Annotated in this window: 21 protein-coding genes and 1 pseudogene; 8 read left to right on the top strand and 14 right to left on the bottom strand. The window is 63.9% G+C overall.

All coding sequences use genetic code 11. The features are described from left to right. The first annotated feature begins 19 nt into the window (after window positions 1-19). Window positions 20-1,903, top strand: coding sequence for an ABC transporter ATP-binding protein/permease (locus FJ940_RS22260; RefSeq protein ID WP_140657947.1), 1,884 nt, complete (start codon window positions 20-22; stop codon window positions 1,901-1,903). 31 nt (window positions 1,904-1,934) lie between these two features. Here the strand turns inward: FJ940_RS22260 and FJ940_RS22255 are convergent, their stop codons facing one another. After that, window positions 1,935-2,816 carry an SMP-30/gluconolactonase/LRE family protein gene (locus tag FJ940_RS22255; protein ID WP_140657945.1) on the bottom strand — a complete coding sequence of 294 codons (882 nt, stop codon included), beginning with the start codon at window positions 2,814-2,816 and terminating at the stop codon, window positions 1,935-1,937. 232 nt (window positions 2,817-3,048) lie between these two features. Here FJ940_RS22255 and FJ940_RS22250 point away from each other — a divergent pair, with 232 nt between their 5' ends. From FJ940_RS22250 to FJ940_RS22240, 3 genes are all read left to right on the top strand, one after another. Then, entirely contained in the window at window positions 3,049-4,320 is a 1,272-nt protein-coding gene (locus tag FJ940_RS22250) for a DUF4375 domain-containing protein (RefSeq protein WP_140555769.1), read from the top strand. Window positions 4,321-4,410: 90 nt separating this feature from the next. Then, the gene (locus tag FJ940_RS22245) at window positions 4,411-5,109 is read left to right on the top strand and encodes a phosphatidylserine decarboxylase (protein WP_140494507.1); all 699 of its coding nucleotides are present in this window, start codon (window positions 4,411-4,413) and stop codon (window positions 5,107-5,109) included. Window positions 5,110-5,112: 3 nt separating this feature from the next. Continuing rightward, entirely contained in the window at window positions 5,113-5,931 is an 819-nt protein-coding gene (locus FJ940_RS22240; RefSeq protein ID WP_140494505.1) for a phosphatidylcholine/phosphatidylserine synthase, read from the top strand. 101 nt (window positions 5,932-6,032) lie between these two features. Here FJ940_RS22240 and FJ940_RS22235 read toward each other — a convergent pair whose 3' ends face one another. Both FJ940_RS22235 and FJ940_RS22230 read right to left on the bottom strand, forming a co-directional pair. Beyond that, window positions 6,033-8,255 (bottom strand): AMP-binding protein, encoded by a 2,223-nt coding sequence (locus FJ940_RS22235; RefSeq protein ID WP_140657943.1) that lies wholly within the window; start codon window positions 8,253-8,255, stop codon window positions 6,033-6,035. A 135-nt stretch (window positions 8,256-8,390) separates the two neighbouring features. After that, a complete protein-coding gene (locus tag FJ940_RS22230; RefSeq protein WP_140657941.1) occupies window positions 8,391-8,798 on the bottom strand; it encodes a 4-oxalocrotonate tautomerase family protein in 408 nt (135 codons plus the stop codon). 113 nt (window positions 8,799-8,911) lie between these two features. On the opposite strand from FJ940_RS22230, the gene FJ940_RS22225 reads away from it, so the two are divergent. Continuing rightward, entirely contained in the window at window positions 8,912-9,775 is an 864-nt protein-coding gene (locus FJ940_RS22225) for a LysR substrate-binding domain-containing protein (protein ID WP_140657939.1), read from the top strand. Between the two features lie 168 nt (window positions 9,776-9,943). Here FJ940_RS22225 and FJ940_RS22220 read toward each other — a convergent pair whose 3' ends face one another. Next, window positions 9,944-10,846, bottom strand: a complete 903-nt coding sequence (locus tag FJ940_RS22220; RefSeq protein ID WP_140657937.1) for a DMT family transporter — start codon at window positions 10,844-10,846, stop codon at window positions 9,944-9,946. Between the two features lie 55 nt (window positions 10,847-10,901). After that, window positions 10,902-11,788: pseudogene (locus tag FJ940_RS22215) on the bottom strand (DMT family transporter). 323 nt (window positions 11,789-12,111) lie between these two features. Between FJ940_RS22215 and FJ940_RS22210 the strand changes: the two are divergent. Next, entirely contained in the window at window positions 12,112-12,693 is a 582-nt protein-coding gene (locus FJ940_RS22210) for a VOC family protein (RefSeq protein ID WP_140517837.1), read from the top strand. On the opposite strand, the gene FJ940_RS28885 is transcribed toward FJ940_RS22210, so the two are convergent. Then, window positions 12,591-12,935: a hypothetical protein gene (locus FJ940_RS28885; protein WP_246672561.1), complete on the bottom strand. Its 345-nt coding sequence runs from the start codon at window positions 12,933-12,935 to the stop codon at window positions 12,591-12,593. The genes FJ940_RS22210 and FJ940_RS28885 overlap by 103 nt on opposite strands. Here FJ940_RS28885 and FJ940_RS22205 point away from each other — a divergent pair. Further along, window positions 12,826-13,608: a glutathione S-transferase family protein gene (locus tag FJ940_RS22205; protein ID WP_246672560.1), complete on the top strand. Its 783-nt coding sequence runs from the start codon at window positions 12,826-12,828 to the stop codon at window positions 13,606-13,608. The two genes, FJ940_RS28885 and FJ940_RS22205, sit on opposite strands and share 110 nt — an antisense overlap. 153 nt (window positions 13,609-13,761) lie before the next feature. Here FJ940_RS22205 and FJ940_RS22200 read toward each other — a convergent pair whose 3' ends face one another. Continuing rightward, complete coding sequence (locus tag FJ940_RS22200) at window positions 13,762-15,273, bottom strand: peptidase S10 (protein WP_140517839.1); 1,512 nt, start codon at window positions 15,271-15,273, stop codon at window positions 13,762-13,764. 518 nt (window positions 15,274-15,791) lie between these two features. Between FJ940_RS22200 and FJ940_RS22195 the strand changes: the two genes are divergently transcribed. After that, entirely contained in the window at window positions 15,792-16,298 is a 507-nt protein-coding gene (locus FJ940_RS22195; protein ID WP_140494488.1) for an OsmC family protein, read from the top strand. Between the two features lie 14 nt (window positions 16,299-16,312). Here the strand turns inward: FJ940_RS22195 and FJ940_RS22190 are convergent, their stop codons facing one another. The 7 genes from FJ940_RS22190 to FJ940_RS22160 all read right to left on the bottom strand — a co-directional run bounded on the left by FJ940_RS22190 (window position 16,313) and on the right by FJ940_RS22160 (window position 23,489). Continuing rightward, entirely contained in the window at window positions 16,313-16,531 is a 219-nt protein-coding gene (locus tag FJ940_RS22190) for a hypothetical protein (RefSeq protein ID WP_140494486.1), read from the bottom strand. A gap of 147 nt (window positions 16,532-16,678) precedes the next feature. Then, complete coding sequence (locus tag FJ940_RS22185; RefSeq protein WP_140657935.1) at window positions 16,679-17,314, bottom strand: hypothetical protein; 636 nt, start codon at window positions 17,312-17,314, stop codon at window positions 16,679-16,681. An 82-nt stretch (window positions 17,315-17,396) separates the two neighbouring features. Next, window positions 17,397-18,152 (bottom strand): SDR family NAD(P)-dependent oxidoreductase, encoded by a 756-nt coding sequence (locus tag FJ940_RS22180; RefSeq protein ID WP_140517841.1) that lies wholly within the window; start codon window positions 18,150-18,152, stop codon window positions 17,397-17,399. A gap of 48 nt (window positions 18,153-18,200) precedes the next feature. Next, window positions 18,201-19,670: an amidophosphoribosyltransferase gene (purF, locus tag FJ940_RS22175; RefSeq protein WP_140657933.1), complete on the bottom strand. Its 1,470-nt coding sequence runs from the start codon at window positions 19,668-19,670 to the stop codon at window positions 18,201-18,203. Between the two features lie 121 nt (window positions 19,671-19,791). After that, window positions 19,792-20,463: a CvpA family protein gene (locus FJ940_RS22170; protein ID WP_140494478.1), complete on the bottom strand. Its 672-nt coding sequence runs from the start codon at window positions 20,461-20,463 to the stop codon at window positions 19,792-19,794. Between the two features lie 43 nt (window positions 20,464-20,506). Beyond that, window positions 20,507-21,910: a DNA repair protein RadA gene (radA, locus tag FJ940_RS22165; RefSeq protein ID WP_140657931.1), complete on the bottom strand. Its 1,404-nt coding sequence runs from the start codon at window positions 21,908-21,910 to the stop codon at window positions 20,507-20,509. Window positions 21,911-21,998: 88 nt separating this feature from the next. Further along, window positions 21,999-23,489 (bottom strand): replicative DNA helicase, encoded by a 1,491-nt coding sequence (locus FJ940_RS22160; RefSeq protein ID WP_140494474.1) that lies wholly within the window; start codon window positions 23,487-23,489, stop codon window positions 21,999-22,001. Between the last annotated feature and the right edge of the window lie 109 nt (window positions 23,490-23,598).

Raw genomic sequence — 23,598 nt, 5'->3', positions numbered from 1 at the left:
CACCCAAAAGGCAAGAAAAGTGGCCGAAAAAACCGTCTCCGCCGATTCCCCGACCTTCAAGACGCTGCTTAACCTCTGGCCCTATATGTGGCCGGCGGATCGTGCCGATCTGCGGGCGCGCGTCACCTGGGCGACAATTCTGCTGGTGGTTGCCAAGCTGACATTGGTCGCGGGACCCTATTTCTTCAAATGGGCGACCGACGCCTTGGCCGGTGACGGCAGATCGACGCCGCCGCTGCCCGCCTTCCTGCTCGCCCCGGTCATGTTGGTTGTCGCCTACAATGTGGTGCGGCTCGTGCAACTCGGCTTCAACCAGTTGCGCGACGCGCTGTTTGCCCGCGTCGGCCAGTACGCGGTGCGCCAGCTTGCCTTCCGCACCTTCGTCCACATGCACCAGTCGTCCCTGCGCTTCCATCTCGAACGGCGCACCGGCGGCTTGTCGCGCATCATCGAGCGCGGCACCAAGGGCATCGAGACGATCGTGCGCTTCATCATGCTCAACACGGCGCCGACCATCCTCGAATTCGCGCTGACCACGGGCATCTTCGCCTACACCTATGGCTGGAAATACGTAGCCGTGGTGGCGGTCACCGTCTGGCTCTATGTCTGGTTCACGGTTCGCGCCAGCGACTGGCGCATTTCGATCCGCCGCGACATGAACGACAGCGACACCGACGCCAACACCAAGGCGATCGACTCTCTGCTCAATTTCGAGACGGTCAAATATTTCAACAACGAGGCCATGGAGGCCGAGCGCTTCGACCGCTCCATGGCGCGCTACGAGATGTCGGCGACGAGAATCTGGACGTCGCTCGGCTGGCTGAATTTCGGCCAGGGCGTCATCTATGGGCTGGGCACGGTCATCGTGATGTGCATGTCCGCGCTCGAAGTGCAACGTGGCACGCAGACCGTCGGTGATTTCGTCTTCATCAACGCCATGCTGATGCAGCTCTCGGTGCCGCTCAATTTCATCGGCTTCATCTACCGCGAGATTCGCCAGGGCCTCACCGATATCGAGCAGATGTTCGACCTGCTCGACGTGCCGCAGGAGATCGTCGACAAATCTGATGCCAGGCCGCTCGCGATCGAGGCCGGCAAGGTCGAATTCCGTGACGTGCATTTCTCCTACGACCCGAACCGCAAGATCCTGAAAGGCATCAGCTTCGAGGTGCCGGCCGGCAAGACCGTCGCCATCGTCGGTCCTTCGGGCGCGGGCAAGTCGACCATCTCGCGGCTGCTGTTCCGCTTCTACGACATCCAGTCGGGCCAGGTGCTGATCGACGGCCAGGATGTCAGGGAGGTGACGCAGGAGAGCCTGCGCGCGGCGATCGGCATGGTGCCTCAGGACACCGTGCTGTTCAACGACACCATCGCCTACAACATCCGCTACGGCCGCATCGGCGCCAGCGAGGAGGAGGTGCGCAAGGCGGCCGAACTCGCCCAGATCGGCCCCTTCATCGAGCGGCTGCCCGAGGGTTACCGCTCGATGGTCGGCGAGCGCGGGCTGAAGCTTTCCGGCGGCGAGAAGCAGCGCGTGGCGATTGCCCGCACCATCCTCAAGGCGCCGCCAATCCTGATGCTCGATGAGGCGACTTCGGCGCTGGACAGCCATACCGAACAGGAAATCCAGGCCGCGCTCGACCTGGTCAGCCGGGGCCGCACCACCATCGTCATCGCCCACCGGCTGTCGACGGTGATCACGGCCGACGAAATCATCGTGCTCAAGGACGGCCAGATCGCCGAACGCGGTACACATGCCGATCTGATGCGCAAGCACGGGCTTTACGCCTCGATGTGGGACCGCCAGCGCGAGGCGACCGAAGCCGAGGAGCGTCTGCGCATCGCCCGCGAAAGCGACGAACTGGGTGTGGTGGTGCGCAGGCGCACGTCGGAGCTGTCGTAGCGGCGTTGGCTATCTCCGTCGCTTTCGCCAATCAGCGTGTGCCCGAAATGTAAGACGGCCATCCCGCGCCAGGCGAGGAAACAGCGACGCCCAGCACCTGACCAGTGCGGGCGTCGCTCGACATGTGGTCGAAGCCGCGCCACTCGGCTGCGGTGATGAACAGCGCCCTGCCGTCGACACCGCCCAGCATGCAGGCGAAGCAGCCGCGATCGGCGGTCACGGTCTGCAGCAGCTCACCGCCTTCGCGTACCTGCGCACAGCGCTTGTTGGGAACATCCGCGTACCAGACCGTCCCTTCGGCATCTAGGCAGATGCCATCGGGATAGCCGTCGACATCGGCCCACACCCGCCGATTAGCCAGAGTGCCGTCGGCGGCTATGTCGAAGGCGGTCAGCCGGTTGGAGTGGGACTCGGCAATGATCAGCGTCCTGTTGTCCGGGGTCACAGCCATGCCATTGGCAAACGCGATATTCCCAGCCACTTGCATGGCCGTCCCGTCCGGCGTGATCAGCACGATCGTGCCCGGGCCGAAATGCTGGCCGGGTGCCGGCGCCGGGCCGCCGCCATTGACATAGATATTGCCGCGCCCATCGACGACGATCTCGTTCCAGGGGCTTTTCGAAAGGTCGCGCAGATCGGCATGGGTGACGAGCCTGCCATCCACCTCCTGCCTTAGCAGCAGGCCTTCGCGGCCTGAAATCACGAGCAACCTGCCATCCGGCAGCCAGTCGATGGAGTAGGGCAGGACCGCTGGCACGGTGAGCATCACCCTGCTCTTGCCCTCGTCGCTCACGGCGACGATCTCTCCGGTACCCCAGTTGCAGAGCCACAGGCGTCCCTCATGCCAACGCGGCGATTCCCCGAAAGCGAGGCCCTTGGCGATAATCTTGGCGTTCTCGGCAACGGATGACATTGGCTGGCTCCTTGGCTGCGTGACCCACGTCACCGTTCCGAAGGCGTCGCGGGGCACTGTCCTGCCAAGGACGGGCGAGCGTATGGCTTGCCGACATGGCGGCCGACAATTCTAAAAGGCTACTGCGCGATGGTGACCCCGCCAAATCTGCACATACCTGGGTCTCTTTCAAATCTAAGAACAGGTGATATTGTCACCTCGGGAACAACCAGCCGCGGTTGCTTTGCGGTCTATGAAAGCATTTTCGATGTTCGGATTTTTCTTTCGCAAGTCCAGAAAAACGTCTGAAAAACTCGCGTCGAATGCTGCCAGGTGGCCACAGGTCAGGCTGCCGCTGCCGGTTTTTGTGCGCCGTTCAACAGTAGAACAGGCAATCGATAGCCCCTCGGAGCTCGTCTTCGCCGTTGAGATTTTCATCCAAACCATGACTTATGAAGGGCTCTACCGATATCCGGAGATCAGCCCGAGGGCGATGCAGGTTTCCCACGCAAACTCGTACTCGGCTGAGGTGAAGAATGGCGGGCACAGTCAATTCATCTACAATGGCGCAGAGGAAACCAACGCCATGATTACGAACGCCCGAGTTGGACTCGCTGCTAGCGGTGCGAGCGGCCAATTGGCGACTTTGGAAAAGATGTCCTCCTGGATTGCCGAGCATCCCGATGAGGCGGCCGAACAAACGGGCTTCGAGGGTGGTTGCGACGATTTTCTGGATGCGCTTGACGGTGAGTTCTACCACGCAGATGAGGCTGCACCGATGCAGGGTTTCTTGGCGCGCTGGATCGTCTCGTGGCCTGATCTACAGATTGTCGAAGATGACGATTACAGCGATGTTATACACGGTCTGGTGATGGCCAACCCGCAACGCGAAGCCAGGCTTCTTCATCGTTCGATTAGCAAGCTGGTGCGCCAGATGATCGGCTGGCGCGACGTTGGGGCCGGTCTCGCCTGCGCCAAGGTGTCTCCGCCTGAGGTCAGATTGGGCTTTGGCATGGCAAGAATGCTGGATGTCGGGGGTGAGATGCAGATGGTTTTCCAACTGCGTACCAGTGCGAAGGAGCCTCGGCTATGCGTTGCAACTGAGACGCACGCCGATATCTACGAATACATCGCGGCGGAAGACCCACCGGTCATACGCCCGGGTGAGAATTCTTTGGGAGCCATCGCTCCGCGAGTAGGCAACCGACTTGGCCACGCTGAAGGCTCGGAAATCAAAATGGTTGTCGAATTGGCTGAGCAGTATCATGCCCCGGCTGCTGTCGACCTTCTACTGCGCAAAGCCGGATTCGACCCGACGGACGCCATCGTTTCAGCGAACTCAATCGTGCAAACGGCGGAAGGCGTGGTCGTGAACTGGGTGGTGTTGGCGTCTGACCGGGCCTTCCTCTTGCTGTCTTCGTGGAATGGTAGTGTGCTCTTGCGTGGCAAAGATAACGAAAAGCTTGCCGACGCTACAATCCCGGAACTCGCCGAGCACTTTGATCGTTCCGCTGCTGCGGGCTAGCTCGTCCACCCTCCTTTCCCATTGTCGCGTTGCGGGCAGAGGGTGTTTCGGTTATTGAGGCCGGACCTGAAACAGGGACTGCCCCATCCCATGAGCCTTGTCGATACGGTCAAGAACGCGTTCGTACCGATCCATCGCGAGGGCTATCCGTTCATCGCCGCGTTCGGCGCGGGCACGCTTTTCCTCGGCTATTTCTCCTCGATCCTGTTCTGGATCGGGCTCATCCTCACCGCCTGGTGCGCCTATTTCTTCCGCGATCCCGAGCGGGTGACGCCGGTCGACGACCGTCTGGTGGTGAGCCCCGCCGACGGCGTCATCTCGGCGGTCGGCCCGGCCGTGCCGCCGCGCGAGCTTGGCCTCGGCAATACCGAAATGACCCGGATATCGGTGTTCATGAACGTCTTTTCCTGCCACGTGAACCGCGCCCCGGTGCGCGGCAAGATTTCCCGCATCGAGCATCGGCCCGGAAAATTCCTCAATGCCGAACTCGACAAGGCAAGCACCGAGAACGAGCGCAACGGGCTGGTCATCGACAGCCCCAACGGCACCGTCGCGGCGGTGCAGATCGCCGGCCTCGTGGCGCGGCGCATCGTCTGCTGGGCCGAGACCGGCGGCTCGATCGCCATCGGCGAGCGTTTCGGCCTGATCCGCTTCGGTTCGCGCGTCGATGTCTTCCTGCCGGAGGCGGCGACCCCACGGGTGGCCGTCGGCCAGACGGCCGTCGCCGGCGAAACGGTGCTGGCGGAATTCGGCGGTATCGCCGCCACGCCTCTCGTGCGGATCTCCTGACCGGTGGGCGCGCCGTTCAAGAAATTCGAGGCGCATGCCAGCGGCGGCCCGCGCATCCGCGAAATCCCGATGCGCATGGTGCTGCCCAATCTGGTTACGGTGCTCGCCATCTGTGCCGGCTTGTCCGGCATCCGCTTCGCTTTCGAGAACCGCTTCGAGCCCGCGGTGGTCATGGTGCTGCTCGCCGCGTTCCTCGACGGCATAGACGGCCGGTTGGCGCGAATGCTGAAGGCAACGTCGAAATTCGGCGCGCAGATGGATTCGCTGGCCGACATCGTCAATTTCGGCGTCGCGCCCGCGCTGGTGCTTTACGCTTTCCTGCTCGACCGCGCGGGATCGCCGGGTTGGATTGCCGCCCTTTTGTTCACCATCGCCTGCGGCATGCGGCTCGCCCGCTTCAATGTTCTTGACGAGGAAAAGGCCGAGCGGCCGGCATGGCAGACCGAATATTTCGTTGGGGTACCGGCGCCGGCGGGCGCCGTGCTGGTGATGCTGCCGCTTTATCTGTATTTCCTGCGGCTTGGGCTGGAGCCCGGCCGCCCGGCCGCCTTCATCGCCACCGGCTTCACCGTACTGGTCGCCTTCCTGCTGGTCAGCCGTTTGCCGGTCTATTCGGGTAAGAGCGTCAAGGTGCCGGGTGACAAGGTATTGCCGGTCATCCTGGGGGTCGTGCTCTACATCCTGCTCTTGATGACCTATCCCTGGTACACGCTGACGGCCTCCGTCGCCGGTTATCTCCTCTTCCTGCCGTTCAGCGTGCGTGCCTATTCGAAGCGCGCCAGGCTGGAAGGCGAGCAGGTGCCGCCTTCGGATATAGGATAACGCTGTTATCCCTCTTTGAAGGCGACAGAGGGTGCATTGAAGGCCAGCGCTTTGCGCCCGGGCCCTGCGATTTAGGCGAGACGACCCTTCAGGCCGTTCGCCTACGCCGCCGCACTCAGCCCCAGACGATCGATGGCCAGTCTGCGGGCCGACACGTAGTCGGTCTTGCCCGAGCCCAGCGCCGGGATCTCTTCCACCTTGACGATGTCGTTGGGCACCATCAGTTCGGCCGCCCCGGCCTTCTTGCCGAATTGGCGCAGTTCCTCGGCACTCGCATCGTCGGCGGTGGTCACCAGCACGATGCGCTCGCCGCGCCGTTTGTCGGGCACCGCCACGGCGGCATGGCGCTCTTCCGGCCACAGCGACTGCACCAGCATCTCGACCGCACCCAGCGACACCATCTCGCCGGCGATCTTGGCGAAACGCTTGGCCCGGCCGCGAATGGTGATGAAGCCCTCGCGGTCGACCGAGACGATGTCGCCGGTGTCGTGCCAGCCCTCGAGCCGCTGCAATTCGCCCGGTCGGTCGGCGGTCATGTAGCCCATCATCATATTCGGGCCGTCGAGCCACAGACGGCCGGCGCCATCGATGCCGTCGACGGGTTCGAGCTTCATGCGGATGGCCGGCAGCAGCCGCCCGACGGTGCCGTCGCGGCTATGGATGGCGGTGTTGACGGCAACCACGGGCGCGGCCTCGGTCAGCCCAAAGCCTTCGATGATCTCGGCCTGGAAACGCTCGCGATAGGTGCGGCGGGTTTCCGGCTTCACCGCTTCGGCGCCGGCGACGACGAAGCGCAGGCTGGAAAAATCGCCGTCCTTGGCGGTGCGCGCGTAATTGGCGAGGAAAGTGTCGGTGCCGAACATGACCGTCGGCTTCACCTTACGGGCGATCTCGGGGATGATCTTGTAATGGAGAGGCGAAGGGTAAAGGAACAGCTTTACGCCTGTAACCAGCGGCAGGATGGTGCCGCCCGTCAGCCCGAAGGAGTGGAACACAGGCAATACGTTGAGCAGGATATCGGCCGGCGAGATGGTGATACGGGCTTCCGCCTGCATGGCGTTGGCGTAAAGGTTCTTGTGCGACAGCACCACCGCCTTCGGCGTGCCTTCCGAACCGGAGGTGAACAGGATGACCGCGGGTTTGGCTGCGTCCTGGCGCTGCAGCGGCCAGCGCCACAGCAAGGCGGCGGTAAGCTTTTCCAGCGCCGTCACGCTTGCGCGTGTATCCTCCAGCCAGAGAAATTTCGCGCCGCCCTTTTCGACCGCCGTCACGATATCGCCGAGGTCGGCCTTCTCGATGAAGGCGCGGGAGGAGACGACCGTGCGGATCACCGCCGTGCGGATGGCGGCGGTGACGCTGGCCGGACCAGCGGTGTAGTTGATCATCGCGGCCACCCGCCCGGCCGAGAGCAGCCCGACCAAGGACAGCACCACGCCATTGGCGTTGGGCAGGAGCAGGCCGACCGCTTCGCCGGGCGCCGTCACCGCCTCGAAACGCCTGCCCAGCACGCGCGCGCCGATGAACAGTTTTCGATAGCTGAGCGCGCCCGAGACGACGTCCTCGATGATCGGATGGGATGCGCCGACCCTGGTTGCGGCATCACGCATGGCCAAGAACAGGCCGCGATCGAGATCGGCGGCTGCGAAGCGCGCCTCGGCGAAGCGGTCGAACAGCGCGTTGGTGTTCGAGGCCTGCTCGCGAATGCGCGCCACCAGCTCGGCGATGGTCATTGGTTCCAATGCGCTGATCGACAGGCGCGGGAACCAGCGCCGGGGCACGATGCTGGCCGGCGTCAACGAGACCGGAAGGTCGCGGGCGCCGCCGACGAAGATCGGCACGATGCGGGCATCGGCCTGCATGGCGATGCGGGTGACAGCGCGAAACAGCCGGAACGACTTGACGTCGGGCTCGACCGCGTCCGGCAGGTAGACGGCAAGCCGGCCCTTGCCCTTCAGCACGCGCACCAGCCTGCGGCTGACGAAGACGTGTTCGGCGTTGAAGGCGATGGTGCGGCCAAGCTCGCGCCACGGCTCCAGCCATGGTGCCCTGGCCGAGGCTCCGTCGAGGATGTGCAGCGTGTCGTCAGGCAGCAGCGACAGCATCAGCGCCGGTTCGAAGTGCGACTGATGTGAGATGACATAGATGACTGGCGCCGCCGCATCGCGCGCGATTGCGATGCGGCTGTCGCTGATCCGGTAGGCGAGCTTGAACGGCACGTAGAGCAGCGCCTGGGCAAAGCTCAGGCCGAGGCGGAACTTTTCCACTACCCCGATCAGCAGCCAGGCCACGACCAGACCCGCAAGCAGCGCCAGTGTCAGGATCATGCCGCGTCTCTCCCAACGTTCCTTGCACCTCGGCTCTGCGGCCGCTTCGGCAAGAACCTAGACGATGTGCGGGCAAGGTCAATGCGCAAGGGCCTCTTGCCGCCTCTCACGAAGGGAAGGCAAAAGCGGCATCCTTTACGCCGCCTTCAGTCTCCCGCTGATGAAGCGGAATTCCTGCGTTTTGCCGCCAAAACCGTAGGCGGCGGCCGGCACTTCGTGGACGAAGGCGTAGCTTTCTTCGTGCACGGACCCGAGCAGGCGCCCGAAGGCGGCGAAGATCGCCTTGAGATAGGCTTCCAGCTCGAGCTTGGTGTTGGTGCCGTCGACCACCTTGATGTCGAGCCAGAACGTATTGGTCCCATGCTCGGCCAGCGACGTGCCGCCGGCGAACCAGTGCTGCGGATCGAGATAAGAGACGGCAACCGCCGTTATGGTCGGATCCTTGCGAAGGTGCGTGGCGGTGAGTTCGGTCGCCTCCTTGGCGATCCTGGCGGACAGCGTCGCGTCGGGCTTCCCGGTGACGCTGACGTTGATGATGGGCATTGTCCTTCTCCTTGGTTCTGGCGGCCTCTGTCAGCCGATGACGCAACTCTGTCACCAACCAGGAAACATGAAAATCGAATTGTTTTCAGAGAATACTTCGATAATATCGAATTATGAAAACGCTCGATCCCGACCTCTTGAGGACATTCCTCGCCTTCGCCGACGGCGGCTCGCTGGCGCAGGCGGCCTCTATCGTCGGCCGTTCACCGTCGGCTGTGACGGCGCAGATGCAGCGGCTGGAAGAGGCTGTCGGCGAACCGCTGCTGGCACCGCAGGGCAGGGGCCGCAGCCTGACGCCGACCGGTGAGGAGCTTGTCGGCCATGCCCGGCGTATCCTTGCAGCGCATCGTGAAGCCTGGCTCGGCCTGAAGGGCGCAAAGGCCGACGGACGCATCGCGATCGGCACGACGCAGGATTTCGCCGACAGCGGCTTGCCCGATCTGCTGCGTGCTTTCGCCGAAAGCCATCCGCGTGTCAGGATCGAGCTGCGCGTCGGCCGCTCCGCCGAGCTGGCGCAAGCCCTTCAGGGCGGTAGCCTGGATCTGGCGGTCGTTATGCGGCAGGCGGCGACGCCGGACGAAATCGGCATGTTGCGCGAGCCGATGATGTGGCTCTGTTCGCAAAAAGGGCTGGCTGCGCGACAGGACGAATTGCCGCTTGCGCTGCTCGATCCGCATTGCGGCTTCCGCGAAGCGGCGATCTCGGCGCTCGATTCGGCCGGCCGGCGCTATCGCATCGCGGCCAGCAGCGCGAGCTTGGCCGGCCTGCGCACGGCGGTCAAGGCCGGCATTGCGCTGACGCTGCGCACCGCGCGCTTTGCCCATTCCGGCATCGTCGAAGCACCGCGCACGTTCGACCTGCCGCCCGTGCCCGTTGCCGAATTCGCCATCCGGCTGCGCGCCGATGCCGAGAACCCGGCGCGGGATCTGGCCGCACTGCTCGGCACCGGCCTGGCTGTGCCAGGACTTTTTGGCTGACGGCCGCCTGTCGTCCCGCGCGGGCCAAAGAAAAAGCCGACCTTGCGGTCGGCTTGGAGTAGGACGGACCGAGGGGTTTGGGGGGACTCGGGGGGTGGTCCGTCGGCTCAACAATGCCTGAACGGGATGATGGTTCCGTGACTGCGCAAATTTTTTTTGGCTCGGCTTTCACAACGGCCCTGGCGCTTGTTGCTGCTTTGCCGACAGCCAGTCGCGGCCGGCATGGGCAAAGACCGCGCAAAGCACGATCGCGCCGCCGATCATGCTGGCCATGGGCGGTATCTCGGCCAGGAAAAGGAACGCAAACAGGATCGCGAACGGCACTTCGGCAGAGCCGAGCAGGCCGGATTCAGCCGCCGGGATGAGCCGCGCGCCTTCCGTCCACAGGATCGAGGAGAGTGCGAAGCTCGAGCCGAAGGCGACGAGCAGCACGGCATCCCTTGCCGAGACGGCAAGCGGGTCGGTGACGAACCAGCCGAGTATGAACAACAGCAGGGCCGAGACCGCGCCTGCCCAGACCGCCGGCGTGTCGCGGAAGGCGCGCACCATGATCATGTAGAGCGCGCTGCCGATCGTCATCAGCAGCGCCAGCCCGTCTCCGAACAGATTGCCAGTGCCGAAGCTCGACCAGACCATGACCGCGACGCCGCAAAGCGAGAGGGCGGCGGCTAACATCGTCTGCAGGCGGAAGGGTTCGCGCACCAGCAGGAAGGCGAGCAGCGCGGCAATGAAAGGCGACGTCGCGTAGATGACCGTGACATTGGCGACGAAGGTGAATTTGAAGGCGCAGATGAAGGCGATGCTGGCCAGCGCGCCTTCCACCGCCAGCAGCCAGCCGCGCCAGCCGAGCCGCAGCGTTTCGCGGTTGCCGGAGCGGTGGCGGCGCCACAGCACATAGAGGCTGATCAGGATCGAGCCGACGAAACCGCGCCAGCAGGTGATGGTCAGCGGATCGGCATGGATCGATTTGGTCAGCACGCCGGTCAATCCGAACACCGCCGCCGACGACGACACCAGGATGATGCCAAGTGTCCGTTCTGCGGTGTCGGTGGCGGCTGCTACATCGGTCATGAAAGCCAATTTACGTGGTTCTGTCCTGACATCGTAGTGTCAGAAATCTGGCCCGTCACAGCCGTTTGCGGAAATGCTCGCCGCCGACGATCAGCAGCCCTGCGGTGATGATGAGAGCAGCGCCGAAAAACACTTCGCGACGCGGCACGTCGCCCCAGATGGCGAAGCCGAGCGCGAAGGCCCACAACAGCGAAGTGTATTCCAGCGGCGCGATGATCGAGGCCGGCGTCCGTTTCATGCCTTCGAAGAGAAGATACTGCGCCAAGCCGCCGAGCGCGCCGACGCTGGCAAGCAGAAGCAGCTCGCTCCAGCCGGGCGTCTGCCACCAAACCAGCGCGGGCACCGCCGAGAATATCAGGAAATAGAAATTGTTGAGCATGAGCTGGATCATCGAGCGCTCGGCAAGTGCTGTCTTGCGCAACAGCACGATGGCGACGCCCCACAGGAAAGCGGCGGCCAGCACCAGCAGCACCGGCACGGACAGGCCGAGATGGGCAGGGTCGCAGGCGACAAAGACGCCGGCGAAGCCGATCGCCACCGCCAGCCAGCGTAGCATGGGCACTTTTCGCCAAGCATCACCACCGAAAGCACGATGACGATGATCGGGGCCGCGTAATAGACGGTGGTCAGTTCGGCGAGCTGCAGGCTGCGCGCGGCATTGTAATAACAAAGCCACGCCGCCAGGGTGAAGACGCTGCGCAACAGCATCGGCCACACGATCGGCGACCGCGCCGTCTCCGCATAGAGATGCCGTCCGCCGATCGCCGCGCAGGCGGTCAGTATGGTGATGCTGCGGAAGAACAGGATCTGCCAGACACTCATGCCGGCTACCAGCAGCTTGATCGAAGCGTCCTGCGTCGAAAAAAGCAAATAGGCGGCGCCGGTCAGGAGGATACCGGCGAGAACCCTTTCGCGTGTTTCGAGAATGGCGACATCGGCCATGCGACAAGCGGCCTTGTGTGAAAACGGCTCCGGCCCCTGTCGGCTCCGCTCCCGCCAGCTATAGGGGCGAAACCTTGCATGGCGCTGCTCCAGCGCCGTGCTTGCGTTGGGGCAGGGCCGATCCCGATGCGGCTTCTGGCGCGGCGCGACTGATTGGTTTAGCATCGTCTCACAAAGCCGGCGCGTAAGGTTCGGCGAGCCAAGGGAACGGTGCGGATCAGGAAGCCAGCGCTCGCATAAGAGACGCCATTCGCATCATGCGCGGTGGGCCTGACAGCTGGCACTTACGGATATCGAAACGCCGACATCAGGGGGAGAACGCAATGCAGAAACTGCAATCGCAAGGCGTCCATCACATCACGCTGGTCGGCGCCGGTCGCCAGACATCGATCGATTTCTGGGAAGGCGTGCTGGGCATGCCTTTCATTTTCGAGCAACCCAACCTCGACAAGGCAGCCGAAAGCCATCTCTATTTCGATCCGGGCGACGGGCGGCTGATCACCATCTTTACCGACGAGACCCGCACGCCGGCAAAGCGCCGCACCCCGACCGATACCGGCTGCGTCCACCACATCGCCTTTGCCGTGTCGCGCGTGACCTTCCTGCAGGCGGTCGCCCGGCTTGACGAGCGCGCCATCAAGCACAGTGGCGTCAAGGACCGCGGCTTCATGGATTCGATCTATTTCGAGGATCCGCTTGGCCTGCTGATCGAACTTGCTTCCTACCGTTTCGAGCCGCCGGCCGGCTTTGGCCATGCCGACGTGCTGATGGAAGCGCACAAGCTCCGCGTCGCGCGTGGCGACTACAACATCGCCGAGGCGCATCTGGCCGACGCCATCCAGGCGCTGGTCGAGCGCTCGCGCGCGAGTTTGTCGGCCGACAGGACGCCGCGCAATCCGTATTGATTTTTGAATAAGCAAAGGGAGGAACACATGGCAAAGACAGCGACGAAGGGTGCGAGGAAGCCGGCAGCTAAGGGCACACCAAAGGCTATGGCAAAACCAGCAGCAAAAGCTTCAACCAAGCCGGCACCAAAAATATCGGCAAAGCCTTCGGCCAAGGCGACGTCAAAAGCAGCAACCGCCGGCAAAGCCGCGTCCAGGACCAAGGGGAAGTCGGCGAAGAAACCCGCCCTGATGATCAGCATGCTGAAGCCGAGCGTCAACAACATGACGGTTCGGGTGTTTGCCCGCGCCGCCGGGCTGGACCATGCCGAGGCCGACGCCTGGGGCAGCACGCGTTCGCCCGAATTCATGGCGCGCAACCCGGCCCATCTGACTCCGATGATCGAGGACAAGGGCCTGCCGCGAGGGGTGCTTTGGGAAAGCTGCGCCATCATGCAGTATCTCGCCAACAAGCACGGGCTGGAGAAATTCTACCCCAAGGCGCCTGCCAAGCGGGCGATGATCGACAGCGCCATGTTCTACCTGATCGGCACGCTCTATCCCTATGTGGCGCGCGCCACCTATCCGGCGCTCGGTTTCCCGCAATACGCCGGAGAGGTCGGCCACAGCGACGCTCATCCCGACAGGAAGGCCGAGGCGCAGAAGGCGGCGATCGCCGCCATCTCCGAACCGCTGGAGGTGTTCCACTCCTTCTTCAGGGACGGCAAGCCCTTCATTGGAGGCAAGAACCCGTCTATCGCCGATATCCGCCTGGCGGCGACACTCGAATTTCTCGCCGTCATCGACTATGCCCTGCCCGAATGGGCCAGCGACTACATGGCCGCGATGGAGAAGAAGCTCGGCAAGGCCTATGCAGACCCGGCCAGCGACGTGCGCGGCTACATTGCCCATGTGAAGTCACAGCCACGGGTGTGAGATCGCTTCGGCGCCGCAGGCCGGTTGAAGGCAGCCGGCGGCCAAGATGAACTGCGATGTCCTTCGCGGCTCCTTTGCCTGGAGGACAGAGGAGCGAACTGTCCCGCCAGCGTATCGCGGACTGCCCGTCACTCCGGTGCTACCAAGCGACGCTTACTGCGTCGCTTGGTAAAGCTCCGCCGCCGCTGCCTTGAGCGCCCGCCTTCCGTCCGGCCTGAAATACATCATGTGTCCTCCGTCCAGCACATCGACGCGGATGGGCTTTGCACCGGCGAGCGTCGGTACCTGGTTCACCAGATAGCGAGATGCCAGATAGGGCGTGACGAGGTCGGTGTAGCCGTTGACGATGACGACGCCGAGCGCGGGATTGAGCGAGCGCGCCCGCTGCAGATCGTTCATCACGCCGGCATAGCCTTGCCGCGATGTGCCGTAGTCCCAATTGCGGCTGATCTCGCCATTGAGCAGCCGGTAGCTGACATCGGTGTGGTAGTTCAATTCGTCCCGGGCATAGCCGACAAAAGCCGAGGTCAATGCTGGAACGCTGCGGTCGAGCACCGGATCGGGTCCGGCGGTGCGAGCGCTTTCAGGAGCGATGTCGGCCGTGCCGATCATGGCGTCATAGGGGCTGAGCACCTTGCTTTTCGAGCGGGCAAACTCCCTCGCGAAAAGGCTGGTCGGTATACGCGCGAAATTCCGCTGCACGAGGTCGAGGGGCAGGCCGGTGATCTCGGCCACCCGCTGGCTCGCCAGCCGCCCGCCTTGCTCCAGCCCGCTGGCCAGCGCCGTGAGGTAGTCGCCAAGCGCATAGCGCTCGACCGCGGCCAACTGCGCCCGCAGCGCCTCGCCGGTAACGCCGTCGGCACTGAGCCGCACCGACGCCAGCGAGGGGAGTTCGAGAGCCCAGTGCAGCGGCTCGAATTCGTCGGGTTGCACCAGCATGAATTCCAGCGCCGGCGAGATCAGCACGATGCCGCTCGGGCTAAGGCCGACATCTTCCTGCAAAGTCCTGGCGAGCAGCGCCGCGCGAAACCCGCCATAGCTTTCTCCGGCCAGGAAAAGCGGCGAGCTGCTGCGGCCGTTCTGCGCCAGATAGAGCCGGATGAAGGCGCCGATCGAGCTGGCGTCCTGGTTGACGCCCCAGAAGTCGTGGGTGTTCTGCCCGGGAGCCTCGCGGCTGTAGCCGGTGCCGACCGGATCGACAAAGACGAGGTCGGTCATGTCGAGCCAGCTGTCCGGATTGTCGATGATCTTTTGCGGCGGCGGCAGGAATTCGCCATCGGCTCCGGTCGTGATGATGCGCGGACCGAGCGCACCGAGATGCAGATAGGCGGAAGCCGCCCCGGGGCCGCCATTGAAGACGAAGGTAATGGGGCGTGGTGCCGTTTTTGCCGCGTCAGCCGGTGGCCGCAGCGTATAGGCGACATAAAAGATCTCCGCCGTGACGTCGGCCTTGCCTGAAAGCAGCGACAGCGTGCCGGTCTTGGCCTGATAGTCCAGCTTGCGTCCGGCAACCGTGATCGAATGGCTGGTGACCTGCGGCGGCGGCAGCAGCGACAGCACACCGCCGGTCGGCGCCGGCCTCTCCGGCGTTTCAGCCAGGACAGGCTGTGCGAAGGCAGCAAGCATCAGCAGGATGAGAGAGATCAGTTTCAACTTGAACGGCATGACGCCTCCGCGAGAACGCTTGTCGCATAGCTATAGCCGATGCGATCGAAGTCAAAGGAAAGGCTTGTCCGGCTGAAGACGGATCGCCCGCCATCAAGCAACGAATCCGGGTCAGCGGGTTCCGTGCAAGCCTTCTCGACGCGCTATTGAGAGAGCATTGAATGAAAAAAACCGCCTGTACGGCGGGTTCCTGGCGCAACTCAGCACCATAACCAGAAATGTACCATAGCTGCCTTCACCCTGTCAAGAAAAAATTCCTATCAGGAGAAACCGTTGGCACACCCGACTGCCCATCGCCAGCCCTTGTTGACCCGAGTCAGTCACCAGAAAATGGGACGACGGCACTCGCACGGCTCAGACGGTCTTTGAGACCTCGTCCGTCAATGTCCATTTGGGATAGTGATTGCGCGCCTGTGTCCCAACGCGATGATTATGTTTGCTTTCCGGTGTGATCGGGTCAAATCTCGGTGGGTTGACGCATGCCAGCGCCAGAAACGATCGTCGAAAGGGGCAGCGAAATGGACGCCACCGCACTGAAGGCCATGCAGGCGCCGCTGAAAGAGACCTATCGCGATGATGCTTCGCGCGCGCTCATCACGCTCAGGGCCAGAGGCAGTCTCGATGACCAGTCGATCGCCTGCAAGGTCGAGACGGGCAGGGCTCTCGCGATTGCCGGTCTGCATCCCGCAACCGGCGGCTCGGGGCTCGAGCTTTGCTCGGGCGACATGCTGCTGGAGGCACTTGTGGCCTGCGCCGGCGTGACGCTCAAGGCGGTGGCGACGGCGCTCGAATTCAAGCTCGGCGCCGCCACGGTCGAGGCCGAAGGCGACCTTGATTTTCGCGGCACGCTTGGCGTTGCCAAGGATGCGCCGGTCGGTTTTCGCGCCATCAGGCTGAATTTCAGTCTCGACACCGATGAGCCGCAGGAGCGCATCGATTCCTTGCTGAAACTGACCGAACGCTATTGCGTGGTGTTCCAGACCATCAACCAGAAGCCGGAACTGACGGTCAGCGCACGGCGCTGACGCCGCACCGCGCCTTACTGCGCTGCCGGTTCCTCCGCGTCGCCCTCGTCGGTGAAGGGTGACGCGCTCGGCACGCATTGCAGCGACCAGCCGGTCGGAGCCGGCTGCTTCTGGTATTCGGTGATGGCGGCGGTGCATTGTTCGCGCTTGTCGAACGTGCTGGGCAACACGACCATGCCGCCTTGCGGGCCGGCGATTACTAGGTACCAGACCAACGCTACGCTCGAAGCCATGGGAATTTCCTTGCTCTGCCCAGCCGGGCTTGTTGTGGGAATCTATGCGATCCTATCAACTCTGCGGAAATGACGAAAGCATGACCGCGACTCAGCTTTCCGCCGCCACATCACAGCCGCGTGATGTAGCGGGCGGGCGGGGTCTGGTCAATTCGTTGCGAAACAATAGAACAAGCCGTCGCCGCCGGTGCCTTTCAGCGCCTCCTGGCCGCAGCCGCCGCGCGAAGCATGCGAAGAGTTCCAGGATTTGGCGGCAGCCGAATCGTCGAGCCCGGTGCGGTCGTGATGGCCCATCATGGCAGCGCCTTCCGCGCCGCTCAGGGTCCAGTCACCGCAGGTCTGGTCGGCGATCCTGGTGCCGTCGGGCTTCGAGCCGGTCAGCATGTCGTGGCGGTTCGGCGTGTCGCCGCGGCCGTTCACCATCTCGCCTTTTTCGTTGAGCGCCGTCTGCTTGGTGATGCCGTTGGCATCGCCGTGCAGCGAGGCGACGTCGTCGGCTATCTTGACGCCCTTGGCATTCACCCACGGTCCCTTGCCGATGCGGTCGCGCGCATCCTCGGTGCTGGTCGACAGATATGCGGCCCAGGTCTTGCTGGTGACGCCGGCTGCTTCCGCCAGCGAGGCGCAATGCGCGTCGGCGCCCTTCAGGCCGCCGAGGTCGGCCCCCTTGCCCGAGCCGACGCTGGTGACGAAGAAACTCATCTTGGCATCTTGTGACAAGGCTGTGCCGGCGGCCAAGGCGGAGATAGTGGCGGTGGCGGCGATGAGAATAAGTCTGCGCATGTCGGTCCTCCGGGTTTGAGCTTCGAATGTACATTCGAGGAACGCCGCCCGGAGCCGAATTCTTCCGACAAAAAAGATGCGGCTATTCCGGCTGTCGGTAGGCGACGAAACGGTTGTGCTTGGCCTGGAAGATCAGTCCTGTCTCTTTCAGGTCAGGGCTTGCCAGCGGCACGATGCGTTTGGCGATCTCGGAAGGATGCGGCAGCGTTTCCGGGTCCTCGCCGGGCACGGCTTGCGCGCGCATCACGGTACGGGTGGCGCCGGGGTCGGCGGCATTGACGCGCAACGGCAGGCTCTGCGTCTCATGTGCCCAGGAGCGCATCATCGTCTCGACCGCCGCCTTGGAAGCCGCGTAGGGCGCCCAGAAGGCGCGCGCCGAGTGAGCAGCGTTGGACGACAGGATGATGGCCCGGCCGGCGTCGGAGAGCCGCAGCAGTGGGTCGACCGAGCGGATCAGCCGCCAGGTCGAGGTGACGTTGATGGTCATCACCTTCTCGAAGGTTTTCGCCTCGACATGGCCGATCGGCGAGATCACGCCGAGCACGCCCGCATTGGCGACGAGAATGTCGAGCTTGCCCCACCGCTCATGGATGGCGCCGCCCAGGCGGTCGATGCCGACCATGTCGGCAAGGTCGAGCGGCACCAGCGTCGCTTCGCCCTTGCCGGTTTTGGCGCGCTCGGCCTTGATCTGGTCGTCGAGTTCTTCCAGCCCGCCCACGGTGCGCGCCACGGCAATGACGTGGGCGCCGGCGGCAGCCAGTTCCCTGGCGATGAAGTAACCGATGCCGCGCGAGGCGCCGGTGACGACCGCAACGCGGCCGGAAAGGTCGAAGGTCATGCGATAGATTCCGGAAATATGGCTATGGCAACTGGCAGTGCGGCAATCCTATGCGCCGCTCGTCGCCAGCAGCGACAGCGTGCGCACATTGTCGTGGCCTTCGAAGTCGAGCAGGCGGGTCGGATACTGGCCGGTGAAGCAGGCGTCGCAGAATTGCGGCTGCTCGTTGTCGCGGTTGGCCTCGCCGACGGCGCGATAGAGTCCGTCGATCGACAGGAAGCCGAGCGAATCGACGCGGATGAATTCGGCCATCTCCTCGATCGACATACGTGATGCCAAAAGCTTCGATTTTTCCGGCGTATCGACGCCGTAGAAGCAGGAGGCGCTGGTCGGCGGCGAGGCGATGCGCATATGCACTTCCTTGGCGCCGGCGTCTCGCACCATCTGCACGATCTTCTGGCTGGTGGTGCCGCGCACGATGGAATCGTCGACCAGCACGACGCGCTTGCCCTCGATCATGCGGCGGTTGGCGTTGTGCTTCAGCTTGACGCCCATGTGGCGGATCGAATCGCCGGGCTGGATGAAGGTGCGGCCGACATAGTGGTTGCGGATGATGCCGAGCTCGAAGGGGATGCCCGCGGCTTGCGAAAAGCCGATTGCCGCCGGCGTGCCGGAATCCGGCACCGGCACGACGATGTCGGCCTCGACGGGATTTTCCTGCGCGAGTTCCGCGCCGATGCGCTTGCGCACCTCGTAGACGTTGCGGCCTTCGACCGAAGAGTCCGGGCGTGCGAAATAGACATATTCGAAAATGCAGAAGCGGGTCTTCTGCGGCTCGAACGGGAACAGGCTCTCGATGCCCTTGGAGGTAACGACGACCATCTCGCCTGGCTTCAGGTCGCGCACGAAACGCGCGCCGATGATGTCCAGCGCGCAGGTTTCGGAGGCCAGGATCCAGGCACCGTCGAGGTCACCCAGTACCAGCGGGCGGATGCCGAGCGGGTCACGGCAACCGATCATCTTCTTGGCCGTCATCGCCACCAGCGAAAAGGCGCCCTCGACCTGGCGCACCGCATCGATGAAGCGCGAGTTGAGATCGCGCTCCTTGCTGGTGGCGACGAGGTGCAGAAGCGTCTCGGTGTCGGAGGTCGAGGAGAAGATCGCGCCTTGCTTCTGCAGCGCGCGCTGCACGGTCATGGCGTTGGTCAGATTGCCGTTATGGGCCACGGCAAAACCGCCATCGGCCAGTTCGGCGAAGAAGGGCTGGATGTTGCGCATGCCGGCCCCGCCGGTCGTGGCGTAGCGCGTGTGGCCGATGGCGCGATTGCCTTGCAGGCTGTCGATGACGCGCTGCTTGGTGAAGGTGTCGCCGATCAGGCCGACATGGCGTTCGACATGGAACTGGGAGCCGTCGTAGGAGACGATGCCGGCCGCTTCCTGGCCGCGATGCTGCAGCGCGTGCAGGCCGAGCGTGACGATGGCCGCCGCGTCCTGCCGGCCGAAAATGCCGAACACGCCGCATTCGTCGTGGAAGTGATCGTCAGCTTCCGCGGAAAGCACGTGGTCTGCGTCTGCCATGGGGCTCAAGCTCCGCTAAAATCGCCATATAAGGCGACAGCGCCGTAAAAGCAACGCGCCCGGCGATGGTTCACGATCACCGCCAGTCTCGGGCGCCTGTTCTGCGGCGCCCGATCACTCATCAATTCGCCGGCGCCGCCGGGGCCGGATTGGCCGGCGCGTTGTCCGCGGGAGGCGTTCCGGCATCGCTGTCGTCAGGAGCCGGCGCATTGGCATCGTCCCCTCCCGCCGGGGCATCCGTCGCCGGTGCGTCCGGTGCGGCGGGCGTTTCGGCGGCCGGCTGATTCGGATTGAGCTTCTTGAGGATGGCGTTTTCCGGATCCTCAGGCAGCAGGCTTTCGAGCTTGGCGCCGATCTGCTCCAGCAGCGGCCGCGACTTGGCTTCCGTGACCCAGGCCGGTGCCTTGGCGCCGGCCAGCCAATTGAAGAACAGCAGGGCCACGGCGACCACCAGAATGCCGCGGGCGGCGCCATAGAGGAAGCCGAGCGTGCGGTCGAGCGCGCCGATGCGGGAATCGATGATCCAGTCGGCGAGCTTCATGGTGATGACGCTGACGACGATCAAAGCGATGATGAAGACGACGCCGGCGGAGGCCGCCATGGCGATCTTTTCATTGTCGATGTAGGGCTTCAGATAGGGCAGGACGGGCTTGTAGAAAAAGAATGCCGCCGCGGCCGCCGCCGCCCAGGACACGATGGACAGGACCTCGCGTGAAAAGCCGCGAACCATGGCGAGCATCGCCGAGACCAGGGTGAAGCCGACGAGAATTCCGTCAAGCAGCGTTATCGGCATCTTTGTCGCCCCACTCCCTGTCGCTCACCACCAGGTGAGCCCGTCATTCTTCGTCGTTGGCGCGGCTGCGCCGTGAGCCGGCTATGCGCGCCACGAGGTCGGCGAGCTCGGTGGGCTGGAAAGCGCCGGCCCCGATTCCTCCGGCAAGTTCCTCGCTGCCCAAGGGCAGAACCGCGCTTGCGAAACCCAGCTTTTCGGCCTCCTTGAGACGCTGCTGCGCATGCGCAACCGGCCTCACGGCGCCAGAAAGGCTGATTTCGCCGAAATAGACGCAATCGGCGGGAAGGGCAAGACCGGTGAGCGACGAAACCAGTGCGGCCGCCACCGCCACATCGGCCGCGGGCTCGGAAATGCGGTAGCCGCCGGCTACGTTCAGATAGACGTCCTGTTGGCCGAAGCGCACGCCGCAATGTGCCTCGAGCACCGCCAGGATCATCGACAGCCGGGCGCCGTCCCAGCCAACGACGGCGCGGCGTGGCGTGCCGAGCGAGGAGGACGCGACCAGCGCCTGGATTTCGACCAGCACCGGCCTTGTGCCCTCCATGCCGGCGAAAACCGCCGCTCCCGGCGATTTCGCATGGCGCTCGCCGAGGAACAGCTCGGAAGGATTGGCAACCTCGCGCAGGCCCTTGTCCGACATTTCGAAGACGCCGATCTCGTCGGTCGGGCCGAAACGGTTCTTGACGGTGCGCAGGATACGGTAGTGATGTCCGCCTTCGCCTTCGAAATAGAGCACGGCGTCGACCATGTGCTCGACGACGCGCGGGCCGGCGATCTGGCCTTCCTTGGTGACATGGCCGACAAGCACGATCGCAGCGCCTGTGGATTTAGCATAGCGGATCATCGCCTGGGCGGCGGCACGCACCTGGGTAACGGTGCCGGGCGCCGAATCGGCGAGGTCGGTCCACAGCGTCTGGATGGAATCGAGAATCACCAGGTCCGGCCGCTTGCCGTCGGCGATGGTGGCAAGAATATCCTCGACATTGGTCTCGGCCGCGAGCTCGACCGGCGAGGAAGCGACGCCGAGGCGCTGCGCGCGCAGCCTGATCTGGGCGACCGCCTCCTCACCCGAGACATAGACGATGCGGTGGCCCCTCGAGGCAAGGGCAGCAGCAGCCTGGGTGAGCAGCGTCGACTTGCCGATACCGGGATCGCCGCCGACCAGCAGCGCCGAGCCGCGCACGAAGCCGCCGCCCGTGGCGCGGTCGAGCTCACCGATGCCCGACACGATGCGCGGCGCGTCCTCGATATCGCCGGAAAGCGTGGTCAGCACCACCGCGCGGCCCTTGCGGGCGTTGCGCGTATTGGCCGGCCCGGAACCGATGCCGCCGGACGTACCTTCCTCGACCAGCGTGTTCCATTCGCCGCAGGCGTCGCATTTGCCGGCCCAGCGCTGATGCACCGATCCGCAGTTCTGGCAGATGAACTGGACGCGGGATTTAGCCATTAGCGAGGCCTGCTTCGGGATCGCCGATGCTGGATAGGTGGGCGGGACAGAGGGGGGTGTGACGGAGCGTGACGGTGAGTCAAAAAAGCTACTCAAACCTTTCCGCGATATGATGTTCCTCCGCCAGATCCGAGAAGCGGGTAAATTCGCCGTGGAAGGCTAGCGTGACCGTGCCCGTCGGTCCGTGACGCTGCTTGGCCACGATCACCTCGGCCTTGCCGCGCATCTCGTTCATCTCGTTTTCCCACTTGATGTACTCGTCGGTGCCGAGCTTCGGCTCGCGGTTCTTGAGGTAGTATTCCTCGCGGTAGACGAAGATCACGACGTCGGCGTCCTGCTCGATCGAGCCGGATTCGCGCAAGTCCGAGAGCTGCGGGCGCTTGTCGTCGCGGCTTTCAACCTGGCGCGAGAGCTGCGACAGCGCGATGATCGGCACCGCGAGCTCCTTGGCCAGTGCCTTGAGGCCCGTGGTGATCTCGGTGATTTCCTGCACGCGGTTCTGCGAGGCCCTGGCGCTGGAGCCCTGCATCAGCTGGATATAGTCGATGACGATGAGGTCGAGGCCGCGCTGGCGCTTCAGGCGCCGGGCGCGGGCCGAGAGCTGGGCGATCGAGATGCCGCCGGTCTGGTCGATGAACAGCGGAATCTTCTGCATGGTCTGCGAACAGGCGACCAGCTTTTCGAAGTCCATTTCGGTAATCTCGCCGCGGCGGATCTTCGACGAGGAAATTTCCGTCTGTTCGGAGATGATACGGGTCGCGAGCTGCTCCGACGACATTTCGAGCGAGAAGAAGCCGACGACACCGCCATTCGCCGCCTTGAACGACCCGTCGGCCTGCTGCGCCGGCACATAGGCCTCGGCGACGTTGAAAGCGATGTTGGTGGCGAGCGACGTCTTGCCCATGCCCGGACGGCCGGCAAGGACGATCAGATCGGACGATTGCAGGCCGCCCATGCGGCGGTCGAGGTCGCGCATGCCGGTGGCCAGCCCCGACAGGTGGCCGTCGCGCATGTAGGCGGCGTTGGCCATGTCGACCGCGGTCTTGACCGCGTCGGTGAAGCTCTCGAAGCCGCCGTCATAGCGTCCGGTTTCGGCCAGCTCGAACAGGCGCCGTTCGGCATCCTCGATCTGCTCGGACGGCGACATGTCGACCGGCGCGTCATAGGCGATGTTGACCATGTCCTCGCCGACGGTGATCAGGGCGCGACGCGTCGCAAGGTCATAGATGGCGCGGCCGTAATCTGCGGCGTTGACGACCGTGACGGCTTCGACCGCCAGGCGCACGACATATTGTGCCACCGTCATGTCGCCGACCTTCTCGTCGGCCGGCAGGAAGGTCTTCAGCGTGATCGGCGTCGCCACCTTGCCCATGCGAATGAGCTCTGCCGCGATCTCGAAGATCTTGCGATGCAGGGGTTCGTAAAAGTGGCTGGCCTTCAGGAAGTCGGAGACGCGATAGAAGGCATCGTTGTTGACCAGGATCGCGCCGAGCAGCGCCTGTTCCGCCTCGATGTTGTTCGGCGCCTCGCGATAGAGCGGTTGCTCCGCCACGCCGAATTTCCGCGCTGCCTCTGCCATGATGTCCCCGATTTCGATCCCGGTCTCTCGATATCAGAATCGGAAAATTGAGTGCTGACTTATCTGCAACAGTTATCACCCAAGCAGATTTGATGCCCACTGTTCACAG

It is taken from the genome of Mesorhizobium sp. B2-3-7 (assembly GCF_006442695.1).
Lineage (GTDB): Bacteria > Pseudomonadota > Alphaproteobacteria > Rhizobiales > Rhizobiaceae > Mesorhizobium.
This window is presented reverse-complemented; position numbering and strand designations above follow the sequence as displayed.